10 protein-coding genes are annotated in these 11,569 nt (G+C 69.5%); 1 reads left to right on the top strand and 9 read right to left on the bottom strand.

Annotated elements, in window-relative coordinates; genetic code table 11:
* Positions 1–11: 11 nt before the first annotated feature.
* From K2F54_RS15250 to K2F54_RS15220, 8 genes are all read right to left on the bottom strand, one after another.
* Positions 12–1,091, bottom strand: a complete 1,080-nt coding sequence (locus tag K2F54_RS15250) for a glycosyltransferase family 4 protein (protein WP_220606707.1) — start codon at positions 1,089–1,091, stop codon at positions 12–14.
* Positions 1,082–3,328 carry an N-acetylneuraminate synthase family protein gene (locus K2F54_RS15245; protein WP_220606706.1) on the bottom strand — a complete coding sequence of 749 codons (2,247 nt, stop codon included), beginning with the start codon at positions 3,326–3,328 and terminating at the stop codon, positions 1,082–1,084. Before K2F54_RS15245 ends, K2F54_RS15250 begins: the two co-directional genes overlap by 10 nt.
* Positions 3,325–4,071 carry an acylneuraminate cytidylyltransferase family protein gene (locus K2F54_RS15240; RefSeq protein WP_255577165.1) on the bottom strand — a complete coding sequence of 249 codons (747 nt, stop codon included), beginning with the start codon at positions 4,069–4,071 and terminating at the stop codon, positions 3,325–3,327. The genes K2F54_RS15245 and K2F54_RS15240 overlap by 4 nt, the downstream gene beginning before the upstream one ends.
* Positions 4,072–4,073: 2 nt before the next feature.
* Positions 4,074–5,102, bottom strand: a complete 1,029-nt coding sequence (locus K2F54_RS19350) for an RNA-binding protein (RefSeq protein ID WP_255577164.1) — start codon at positions 5,100–5,102, stop codon at positions 4,074–4,076.
* Positions 5,093–5,998 carry a CgeB family protein gene (locus tag K2F54_RS15235; protein ID WP_308287691.1) on the bottom strand — a complete coding sequence of 302 codons (906 nt, stop codon included), beginning with the start codon at positions 5,996–5,998 and terminating at the stop codon, positions 5,093–5,095. Before K2F54_RS15235 ends, K2F54_RS19350 begins: the two co-directional genes overlap by 10 nt.
* A 104-nt stretch (positions 5,999–6,102) precedes the next feature.
* A complete protein-coding gene (locus K2F54_RS15230) occupies positions 6,103–6,996 on the bottom strand; it encodes a glycosyltransferase family 2 protein (protein WP_308287690.1) in 894 nt (297 codons plus the stop codon).
* A 32-nt stretch (positions 6,997–7,028) separates the two neighbouring features.
* Complete coding sequence (locus K2F54_RS15225; RefSeq protein WP_220606703.1) at positions 7,029–7,607, bottom strand: arsenate reductase/protein-tyrosine-phosphatase family protein; 579 nt, start codon at positions 7,605–7,607, stop codon at positions 7,029–7,031.
* Positions 7,607–9,076 carry a tyrosine-protein kinase domain-containing protein gene (locus K2F54_RS15220; RefSeq protein ID WP_220606702.1) on the bottom strand — a complete coding sequence of 490 codons (1,470 nt, stop codon included), beginning with the start codon at positions 9,074–9,076 and terminating at the stop codon, positions 7,607–7,609. Before K2F54_RS15220 ends, K2F54_RS15225 begins: the two co-directional genes overlap by 1 nt.
* A gap of 205 nt (positions 9,077–9,281) precedes the next feature.
* Here K2F54_RS15220 and K2F54_RS15215 point away from each other — a divergent pair, with 205 nt between their 5' ends.
* On the top strand, positions 9,282–10,460 hold the full coding sequence (locus K2F54_RS15215) for an O-antigen ligase family protein (protein WP_220606701.1): 1,179 nt from the start codon (positions 9,282–9,284) through the stop codon (positions 10,458–10,460).
* On the opposite strand, the gene K2F54_RS19630 is transcribed toward K2F54_RS15215, so the two are convergent.
* Positions 10,427–11,494 (bottom strand): glycosyltransferase family 4 protein, encoded by a 1,068-nt coding sequence (locus tag K2F54_RS19630; RefSeq protein WP_220606700.1) that lies wholly within the window; start codon positions 11,492–11,494, stop codon positions 10,427–10,429. The two genes, K2F54_RS15215 and K2F54_RS19630, sit on opposite strands and share 34 nt — an antisense overlap.
* Positions 11,495–11,569: the final 75 nt, after the last annotated feature.

Below are 11,569 nucleotides of genomic sequence, written 5' to 3'. Positions count from 1 at the left end.
TCCCCTCGTCCTCACCGCTGGTAGGCGGCGCTCGTGCGCTCGACCATGACCGCGACGTCGTCGACCTCGCCCCACTCGGCCTCGACACCGGAGGACGCGATGGCCGCCAAGGTGCGGGCAACGGCGGCAGGATCCTCCGGATCGCTCACGAGTGAGCCCGCCGGCACGATCTCCGCGTTGCCCCCGACATCCGATGCCACGACACGTACCCCGCGCGCGATGGCATCCAGCAGCGTGTACGAGCAGTTCTCCCACACCGAGAGCTGCACGACGACATCGGCGGCACCGATGGCCTCTTCGGGATCGACGAACCCGGGGAAGCTCACGACACCGGACAGCCCTGCTCGGGTCACCTGCGCTCGGAGCGATTGCTCGAGGGGGCCGGCGCCGGCGATCGTGAGCGTCGCGTCGGAGCGTTCGGCGTGTACGAGAGCGAAGGCGTCGATCAGGACATCGATGCGCTTCTCGGGAGCAAGACGCGACAGCGAGAGGATGCGGAGCGCCTGGTCTGCGCCGCTCGGTCCGGCCGCGGGCGAGCGCGGAACGATGCCCTCGGGCAGATCGACGCCATTGCGGATGACGGAGATCTGCTGCCGCGGCCGCCACTTCGCGATCATCGCGCGCCTGGTCGCCTCGGACACGGCGATCACCCCGTCGAAGCGGCGGAGCCGGAGGTGGTGCACGGCGCCCATGATGCGGGATTTCGCCGCGGAGCCGTGATACACGGCATCCGGCCCGGCGATTCCGTGCTCAGTCGTGAACCGGCGCGTGCCCGCCGGCAGCGGGGTTGCCGCAACGATGATGTCGGCGTAGGCCAGGTGCGAGTGCACGGTGGCGGGGCGGAGCGCGCGGGCGACCCTCCGGAGAGTGCGCACCGAAGCGAGCACTCCCGCGTCGGGCCCGAACTCGCCCGTCACCACTGCGGCTCCCCGCGCCTGGAGCTCTTCGGCGAGCGGACCCTGCGGGCACAGCACCACAAGGCGCCACCCCGGCACGCCTTGACGCGCCGTATCGAGCACGTGGCGAGCTACCCCACCGATGTCAGCGACCGGGATGACCCACAGCGCGATTGGGTCAGGCGTCAGAACCACTGTTCGAGCCGATCGAGCGCGGTCCAGAATCCGGCTCCGCTGTCGACGTGGCCCTGCCAGATCTCGGGGATGAAGGAGACGCCGGGGGCGAGCTCCTCCAGCGTCGCAGCGAGTTGCGGCCAGTCGACCTCTCCCTCGCCGACCTGCACGCCCTCCCCGTCGATCCCGGTCGCGTCGACCAGATGCAGATGCGTCGTCAGCGGTGCAAGTGTCGCAACCACCTCCGAGAACGGGATGCCGAGGAAGTTCGCCGCGAGCTTCGAATGCGAGACATCGAAGCAGAGCCCGGTGCCGGTCGCCACGGCGAACTCGGCCGTGTCGCGAGGGTCGACGAAGAGGTTGTGGAACGCCTGGCCGCCCATCAGCCAGGGGTGCGGCGGGAGCGTCTGGGCGGCGATCCGGATGCCGGTCGTATCGAGGCGCTTCAGCGCGTCCCCGATGCGCGCGTACATCGCCGGTCGCTCGGCGGGATCGAGGTGACGATCCTTCGTGAACCCGCCCATCGTGACGACCATGATCGGTTCGCTCTCGCGCGGGAACCACTCCTTGAGGGACCGGGTGACGTCGATGGTGCGCTGGACCTCCGCGATGGAGCGCTCCCACACCTCGTCGTCGCTCGAGGCGAGATCGACGAGGAAATCCCCCGCGAACAGGTCCGGCAGATGCGTCGTGAAACCCATCTCCAGCGGACCGTCGAAGACGGACGCGGGGTCGACCTCTAGGTCCTTGTACGAGAAATGGAACTCGAGGAAATCGGGCGTGCAGTCCGCGATCAGCGCGGAGAAGTCGTGATAGCGCACCGGCAGGCCCCACGGGCGGCGGAACTCGAACTGCCGGCCCACCGGCACCGTGTCGGTCAGGTCTCCGGCGAAGAAGAAGTCGCCGGCTGCCAGCTCTCGGCGCAGCGTTCGTCCGAGGAGCTTGGGCAGCGCGTTGGGCTGCAGGCCCCGGCCGGGGCTCTTGACCGCGACGTCCACCTCGCCTATCACGTCGCCGGCGGCCAGCGGCCCAGCGGCGACCAGCGACTTGGCGAGATTGACGCGATTCATCTGCTCACCCGTCGAGACGACCCGCGGGCTCGCATCCCCCATCGCCGATTCCACGTCGCGGATCTGCCGCACCATCGCCTGGAACTCATCGGGCAGCAGCGACACCGTGTGGTCGTTGCCCTCCATCGTCCGGTCGATCGTGAAGTGCTTCTCGATGATCCGTGCCCCCCGCGCAACGGCCGCGATCGGCACGTGCCAGCCGCGCTCGTGACCCGAGTAGCCGACGACGCATTCTCCGATCTCGGCGAGGCGGTCGAGGTAGGCCAGATTGACGTCCTTGAACGGCGCCGGATAGGTCGACTGACAGTGCAGCAGCGCGTATCCGGTGCCGAGCGATCGCAGCAGCGCCGTCGTCTCGAGGATCTCCGTCTCGCGCGACATGCCGGTGCTGAGCACCAGCGGCAGGTGACGTGAGCCGGCATCGCGGAGAAGCTCGTGATTGGTCAGGTCGGCCGAGGCGATCTTCAGCGCCGGGATGCCGTAGTCCACGAGAGCCTGCACGCTCGGCGCGTCCCACGGAGTGCACATGACCGGGATGCCCCGCTCCTGTGCGTGATCGAACACGCGGAACAGGCTCTCCGCCGACAGTGAGTACTTCGCCAGCAGGTCGAGCGTGTACTGCACGCCGAGATCTTCTCCCCCACTGGCTCCCCCGCCCTGGCGATAAAGGGCATCCATGTCACGCAGCTGGAACTTCACCGCGTCCGCGCCGGCCTCGACCGCCAGATCGACGAGGTGCTTGGCCAGATCGACCGAACCGTTGTGGTTGTTGCCGACCTCGGCGATCACGAATGCCGGGTGTCCTTCGCCGATCTCGTGGTCCGCGATCCGCAGCACATCGTTGCGGTCGATCGCGATCCCGACGAGGTGCCCGCGATCGTCGACGAGGGGGATGTGGGAGATCCCTCCGCGCCCGAACAGGGGGGTGAGCTCGGCGGGGTTCGCCTCTGCCGCCGCCGAGCGCACGGCGACGTTGGCGACCTCGCCGCATGAGATCTCGAGCGAGGCGGTGGGGTGGGCGACGATCCAGCGCCGGAAGTCCCCGTCCGAGAGCGACCCGCGCAGGATCCCGTGCTCGTCCACGCAGAAGACGATGCGCTCGCCGTTGGCGCTGATCTTCTGCAGACCCACCAGCACCGGATCCTGCGCGAACACGATGTACGGTCCGAGGTTGCGTTCGATGATCACAGGGCGGTCTCCTCTGGTGCGGACGATCTCGTCGGGTCGCCGTCCGCTGTCGATAGCCGCTGCAGCTCGTGCGCTGCGAGGCTCAGGTCGAGTTCTGTGTCGATGTCGATCCCCTCGACGTCGACCATCACGAATAGTCCCACATCGCCGCCGAGGCGATTGTGCCGCTGCTCGTAGATCTCGGTGCGGGTCAGATAGAGCGAACCGGTCTCACGGTAGAAGTAGCCATCCGCGTCGAGCTCCTGCCGCCGAGGTCGCGCGTCGATGTCGTAGTGGGCCAGGACCGGGTCGCCCCGTCGCCACAGGAACGGGGTCTGCGGCACGACACCCACCAGCGAGTCGACCGCCGTCTCGCGGAACTGCGAGACGGCCCGATCGATGGTGCCGGGCAGCCGCAGCGGCGATGTGGCCTGCAGCAGCATGACCGCGTCAGGGCGTCGCCCCTCGGAGGTGCGATGTGCGATCGCGTGCACAATCACCGGCTCCGTCGCCGTCTCGTCTTGCGCGAGGCTGTCCGGGCGCAGGAACGGCACGTCGGCCCCCGCCTCGCGCGCGATGCGGGCCAGTTCCGGGTCATCGGTCGATACGAGCACGTCGAGGGCGGGCCGCGCGGCGAGCGCCTGCTCGATCGTCCACACCACGAGCGGCTTGCCGCCCACGAGGCGCCGGTTCTTCCCCGGTACGCCCTTGGATCCACCGCGCACCGGGATCACGCACAGGATGTTCGAGGTCTCCTCGCTCATCGTCATCCTCCTGTCGCCAGCCGGCGCAGGCTGCCCGCGATGGCTTGGGCCGGTTCGAGATCGGCGACGTCCGGGGGTGGGGTCGGATCGCCGCCCCACACCGACATGTCGTAGCGCTCCCAGCAATCGAGAACCCATGCAGGAGGACGCACGGCGCTGACCCACGCGGGGATGCCGGCCGCAGCGGCCTCGAGGACGCCCGTCGAGAAGATCGAGACGACCGGACGGCGATTCTCGCTCAGGGGTCTGCCGGAGGTGTCGAAATCGATTCCCCGACGACGCCAGCGCGCATGCTGCAGACGGGATAGCCGGTCCGTCTCGGACGGATGCGGACGGTAGGTCGCCCCGACGCTCTCGCAGAAACGGCCCGCAGAGCGCGCCGAAATCCGCCGGGGCAGTTCGGCGCCGTGCAGCTGGCCGAGGAACAGCGGCCGCGCCTGCAGATCGGGCCGGAGATTGCGCTGTCGCGCCCGCCAGAACAGCTGCGATCCGACGACCTCGTGGGTGATGTCGGATCGTCCGGAGGCCCAATAGCGCGCATCGGCGTCGGAGAATGCCAGCAGATGCGCATCTTCGGGCAGGGGCGGCGCCCACGGTGTCAGCAGCCCGTGCTGCGCGACGACGAACCGCGCGCCGAGCGCGCGCGCCCATGCGTGGGCGGCGACGCCCGCCGGCAGGAAGTGCCCCGCGGCGAAGACCGTCGTCACCGCGCCGAGCTCGCGGGGCAGGTCGCGCTCGCCGTCGAGGGCGCGGACGGTCCATTCCCCCGGCAGCTGCGCGCTGATGTCGGCGAGAGAGAGCACCGCGACGGGGGCGTCCCCGAGATGACGCAGCGGTTCGGCGAACGCGGCGACCGAGCTCGGTGTCGTCGAGTCCACCGCGACCAGCAGCGACGGTGAGGGACCGGTGGTGGCCAGCCACAGCGAGGGCGGTGACGGGCGCTGCGCGAGGTCTCGTGCACGGCGCAGCCGGTTGCGAGAGTTCTGCCAGCGCTGCCAGGCATGGAGGTCGGACGGGAATGTCAGTGCCATTGCGCCTCCACTGTGCCCATGCGATGCACGAGCGTGTGCTCGGCAAGGGTCCGTGCCCTGCCTGCTTCGCGGATGGCGCCGGCCCACTGCGGTTCGCGCTGCGCCCGGGCGACGTGGTCGACAAGCTCCTCGGGCGAGGTGAACACCAGCGTCTCCGTCCCCACGTCGTAGTATCGGTCGACATCCGGGCGGTCGACGAGATGGAGACCGCCCACGCCGGGCGCCTCGAAGGTGCGCATCGTGAAACCGTCGTGATCGTCTCCGTGGATGTTCAGCGCGGCGAGGGAGCCGGCCATCACGCCGTAATAGTCGTTGCGCGGCAGGTCCGGACCGGCCGGGATGCCGGGGCTCGCGAACCGCCGGGTGCGAACGATGTCCCACGGGCGGCGAGACCATTCCCGCCCATATGCCTTCACCGGGATGCCGGCAGCTGCGAGCCTTCGCATGAGGCGCTCTCGCCCCGGATAGCGCGCTCCCACGAAGGTGGCCGCCCCGGTGGGTCGGGCGACGAACTCTGCGAGCGAGTCGAACCCGTCCGGCAGGTAGGTCGCGGCGATGCCTTCGGCCCGCAGTCGCGCGACGTCGCGCGGGCTGTAGCTCACGATCGGACCGATCTCGCGCAGCGTCTCAAGCGAGTAGTCCATCCGCGTCAGTTCGTCGTACAGCCAGAGCACCGTCGGCACGCGCGCCTCGGCCACCGCCTGCCACCAGCGCTCCCCCAGCAGATCGGCCTTGATCACCAGAAGCGCATCGGCTCGCGACTCACGCAGCGCCGTGACGGCGCTGTCGCAGATCGCCCGCTGCGCCGAGCGCGCCGCTGCTCGACCGGGCAGCTCGTGCGCCACCTTGTTGCGCACGAGCTGGCGCAGGTTCGCGGGGGCGTCGTAGCAGTGCACGACGACAGTGTGCCCACGCGCCTCGAGTGCGTCGCGGACAGCGCGCCAATATCCGTGGAAGACAGGGCTGACCAGCAGGACGCGACGTCCCCGCGCGGAGGAGCTCACTGCGCGCCTCGCAGCAGCCTCAGCTCGTCGCGGAGGATCCGCCGCGCATCGATCGGTCGCCGCGCAAGCTGTCGAACGCCGTTGACCGCGAAGTTCACCAGCGATGCCCCGGCGAGCGTCAGCTGCAGGCGGCGCGGGCCTTCGCCCCACTTGCGCGCGTAGCGAAGCCGTGAATCGACCAGCCACCGGCGTCGCCTCGCAGGATCCGACGAGCCGCCGCCTTCGTGCACGGCGGTGACCGTTCCGGCGAAGACCGACGGGACGCCCCGGCTCCGCAGGCGGCGCTGCAGATCGACCTCTTCGCAGTTCATGTGAAAGCCCTCGTCGAAGCCATTCACCGCGCGGAACTCCGCGAGCGGGATCAGCATCGCCGCACCTGCGACCCAGTCCACCGGGACCACCGCCCCCGCGACGCAGCGGGTGTCGTGTCCGACCGCCTCGTGCAGTCCGCGCCTGTGACGGAAGCGAGCGAACGGGGTCAGCCACTCCACCGCGTAGTGTCCGGTACGGGGGAAGTGGCGGCCGACCCACTCCGCCTCGCCCGAGGGACGCACGATCTGCGGACTCACGACCGCGGGCTGCCACGGCGCCGCGGCCCCGACGAGATCGCGCACGAACGATGCGCCGATATCGAGGTCGCTGTTGAGGACCATGATCAGCTCGCCCACGGCGACGGAGGCGCCGGTATTGACGGCCGCGCCGAAGCCGCCGTTGCGCTGACGGCGGATGACATTGACCCCGAGGCGTTCCGGGAACGCGATCGGCGAAGCATCGTCGACGACGATGATCTCCCGGATGAGCGGCTCGGAGTGGGCCTGCAGCGCAGCTACGAGCGCAGACGTCGTCGCAGGATCGCCGTAGTGGGCGACGATGACCGAGACGCCGGACACGGTCGGACGTGGATGCGGCTCCCTTGCCGACATCACAGAAGCGCTCCCGGTGACACGCCCTGCGACATCCCCCGGAGCGGCGATGCCGTGACCCGCGGTGTCGCGCCGACCGCAGCGAGGATGACCTCGAGCAGCTCCGCGATCTCGGCGACGGCGCTCTCGGCGGCGGCTGAGCCACGTCCGTAAGGGTCGGCGAAATCGTCCTCACCGAGGTACGGTGCGTCATCCAGGGCCAGGAAGCTCAGCGGCTCGGCCCGCCTCGGGAGCCGTCGAAGCGCGTGCGCTGCGCGACGGATCGTGAATGTCGAGCGGACCGATGCGGGTGACTCCTTGAGCATCCACGTCCGCTGTCGCGCCTCGAAGGCGAGCACGAGGTCCGCATCCGCGAGCATGTCCGCATCGACCTGACGTGCGATGTGAGCGGAAGTGCCGATCCCGCGCCGGTGAAGCGCCCGCGCGAGCTCGGGGTCGACGCCGTGACCTGCCAGCGCGTCGACGCCTGCGCTGGCGACCTCCCACGCCCCCTCCCCGCCGATGGCGTGGCGGGCGAGGAGCTCAGCAGAGGCCGACCGGGCGATGTTTGCCTGGCAGACGAACAGCAGAGTGGGCATCAGTCCCCTCGACGGGCAGCGCGGCGCAGCCTCGCCCCGTCGAACGATGTCTCACCGTCTGCCCGGGTCGCGGGAGCCGGCACTGCCGCGGCCGCGGGAACGGACTCCGGGCCCTTGGCGTAGTACTTCGCGTTGCGTTGGTACTCGTAGCCCTCACCGGTCTCGCGCCCCGATACCTTGTTGAGGACCGTGCCGAGGATCCGCGCGTGCACCTGGTCCAGCGTGTGCCTCGCGAGTGCCATGTCCTCCTTGCGTGTCTTTCCGACCGTCGCGAGGAGAATCGTGCCGTCCGCCGCCACGCTGAGGAGCGCGGCATCGGTCACGGGAAGCACCGGTGGCGCGTCGATGACGACGAAGTAGTGCTCCGACAGTCCCGCCAGGACCGAGCTCATCGCATGCGAGCCGAGCATCTCGGAAGGATTCGGCGGCACATGACCGGCGGGCAGCACCAACAGACCCGGTGTGTCCGTGGTGCGCAGCGCGTCATCGATCTGCACCTGGCCGCTCAGCACCTCGCTGAGGCCGATGCTGCCGTCCACACCGGTCAGGCCCGAAACGGAGGGGCGGCGCAGATCGGCGTCGATGAGCACGGTTGGCTGGCCCGAGTGGGCCAGCACCTTCGCGAGCATGACCGCCACCGTCGATTTGCCCTCACCGGCGTTGGCGCTGGTCACGACGACGCTGTGCACCTGCTCATCGACGCTCGAAAAGCGCAGATTGGTGCGCAGCCGGCGGAACGCTTCGGCGGCACGGGCATCGGCATCGGCTAGCTTGCGATCGGCGCCAGCCAGCTGCGAGGACTTGGGGATCCTGCCGAGCTCGCCGGCGCCACCGGCAGCCTTGGACAGGTCCGAGGCGGTGCGAATGCGCACGTCCGCGGCCCGGCGCAAGAAGATGAGGAGATACGCGACAGCGAGCCCCGCGATCGCGCCCAGAAGCACATTCGTGCGCAGATCCGGACTCACAGGCGCCGTCGGTGCGACGGCGTTCTCGAGCGGAACGACCGCGATCGACGACGTCTGGCCGCCGAGCCCGGCGGCCAGACGTCCGACCACGGTCGCCACGGCATCCAGTGCGCCGTTGGCGAGGGCGGCGGCGGCTTCGGGTGTGGACGCCGTCGCCGATACCTGGAGCAGGGCGCTGCCTTCCGCGACGAACGCCGACAATCGCCCGTCGAGGGATTGGCCGCCGAGGTCCAGATCCGGATCGGCTGCGATCTCTTCGAACACGGCGCGGCTCGTGATGAGCGGGATGAAGGAGCGCGCCTTGTTCGAGGCCACCTCCGCCCCGCTCAGGGCATCGATCAGACCGGGTTCACCGCCGGCGACCACATAGCCCGCGGAGCTGGCCGCATACACGCGCGGCTGCACCTGGGTGTAGCCGAACATGACGATCGCTCCCAGAACGATGCCGGCGATCAGAATGATCCAGTTTTTGCGCGTGAGGCGGAGGAAGTCGAGTACCGTCATGGCACGGCCGTGACCTCTCAAGAACAGGACGCTCTCCCCAGAGAGCGCGCACTTACGGACATTTCAAAGCTCGACTACACACTACCAGCACGCACGGTGGGTCCCCACGCGGGCTGGCGCACATGTGTCACGTACGCGCGAAGACCGCCCCAGTAGACTCACAGCCGTTGCCGATCGTCCGTTCCGCTCTGGGAGGTGTCCCGACGTGCTCCCTGCATCACACGCCTGCGCGCAGGCAGTCTCGGGCGACCGCGTGTCCTCCTCCGACCGGTGGCACTTCCGCCTGCTCGAGGCCCTGCTCGGCGGTCTGTTCGTGTTCCGGATCGCTCTGCCGGGGCCCTTGGAACTGCCCTTGTCGGACATCGCCGCCCTCGCGCTCATCGTCATCGCCGCGTTCCGGCACCCGCGCCGCTCGCTGCGCCCGATCAGCTGGTACGTGTACTTCTGCGTGCTCCTGGTCGCATACCTCGCCGTGGTCGCTCTCGTCAACGACATCGATCCGGTAAGACGACTGGCCAGGTTCGCGATCCTCATGGTGCTGGTCGGCTTCATCGCCAGCGCGCGGATCGACCTCCGATCCGTGATGATCGGTGCCGGGGTCGGGCTGGTGGCCAACACCGCCCTGTTCTACGCGGGCCTGGCTCCCGACAACTATGGCGGCCTGCTCACCGGCTTCCTCGAGGACAAGAACAGGGCGGGCCTGTATTTCGCGGTGCTGCCGCTGCTGCTGATCGCCTTCGTCCGGCCGACCTGGGCCAAGGCCCTCATCCTCATCGCCGGCGCGGCGGGACTCTATCTGACCGACTCGCGCACGTCGATGGCTGCGTTCGCCGGGGGCATCATCTGGCTCGTCCTGAGCACCCGACTCGGCGGCGGGCTGCGTGCCGTGCTCGCGCTCGCGATCTATCTCGCATTCAGCTGGGTGGAGGACAACCTCGCGGAGATCGGCCACTACGCCGAGCGTGCCGGTTCGGATGCGCTGAGATCGCGCATCGACAGCGCGGCCCTGATCAAGGTGTCCCAGGCGCCGTGGTACGGACTCGGCGTCGGAGAAGGCGAAGTGACCGTCGCCGGTGGTCGATGGTTCTTCCACAACTCGTATCTCGTGCTGCTCGTCGAGGGTGGCTGGGTCATGCTCCTCGCCGTCGTCGCGCTGTTCGTCGTCGTGGGGTTCCGCGTCGGAGCGCGCTCACCCCGCACCTTCGACGACGTCGCCATCGAAGCGGCCACCGTAGCGGTCCTGCTCTGCGCGACGAGGCTCGGCGAGGTCTTCTTCACTCTTCCGGCGTTCCTGCTGCTCGGGATCGCGCTGGCCGCACGGGTACGGGAGGCACCGCCGAATGGCGGCGGCTATTCGTGGCCGACGTCCGCGGCCTCGGGATAGCCGACCTCCGGCTGCATCCTTCCCAGCCCGGCGAGAAGTCGCCGGGTGCGCTCCCGACCGGCCTCCGGCGAGAACTCCGCCTCCCACCGCGCGAACCCCGCCTGCACGGCTGCGGCGGCGTCGCCCACGCCGTCGGCACGATCGAGGATCGCCGCGGCCAAGGCATTCACGTCTCCGGCAGCGACGATGACGGCGTCATCTCCCCCGACGACTTCGGGCAGCGCCCCCGCGTCGCTCACCAGCAGCGGTGTCCGCGTCGCCATCGCCTCGGCGGCCACCAGACCGAACGGCTCGGCCCACACCGACGGGCAGACGATCAGATCGACGCGGTCGAAGAACTCCGTCGGCTCAATCCAGCCGAGCCGCTCGACGAGCCCGTCGAGCGGCTCGAGGGCTGTTTCCACCGCACGCTGATCGCGCTGCGAGACGAAACGGCCATCGCCGGCCAGGAGCAGGCGGAACCGGCCGGGATGCGACTGCTCCAGCCGCCCCAGCGCGCCGGCCAGAATCGGCACGCCCTTATCCACCGAGATGCGGCCGAGATATCCCACGACGAATGCCTCGTCGGAGCGGCGTTCTCGGTTGCGGCGCTCGATGGGCCGGACCCAGTTCGGGAAGACATCCGCTGCGCGCACGTCCCGGCGCATAGAGGTCGACGGCACGACGGTCGCGAGCGCGCCGAGACGGGCGATCGACAGCGCTGCCTTGCGTGCAGGGGCCACCGTCGAGTGCACGTGCACGATCCGATCGGGGTGCCCCGTCGTCGCGATCGCCGCCACGAGCCCGTTGCACCACAGCAGTCCCTCGCGCTGATCCCGGTCCCACCGGCGCAGCGCCCGCATCCACTCCCTGCGGGTGCTCGCCTCGAGGACCACTGTGCGATGCCCCGCCTCACGCGCCGCATCGACCAGGTCCGACGAGTGCGACGGGCCGACGACGACCGTGTCGACGCCGAGTTCCTCGCAGGCGCGCGCGATGTTCAGCAGCATCACCTCGCCACCCGCGATGGCGCCGTTATTGGCGGCGATCGTCACACGCCCCAGCGCGATCTTCCCCCGTGTCATGCTCCGCCCTCAGTTCGCCCGGTGTGCTGCCGCGATACCGTCCCC

Source organism: Cryobacterium inferilacus (assembly GCF_019599185.1).
GTDB classification, from domain to species: Bacteria; Actinomycetota; Actinomycetes; order Actinomycetales; family Microbacteriaceae; genus Cryobacterium; species Cryobacterium inferilacus.
Note: the sequence above shows the minus strand (reverse complement) of the source record. Positions and strands in the feature narration are given on the sequence as shown.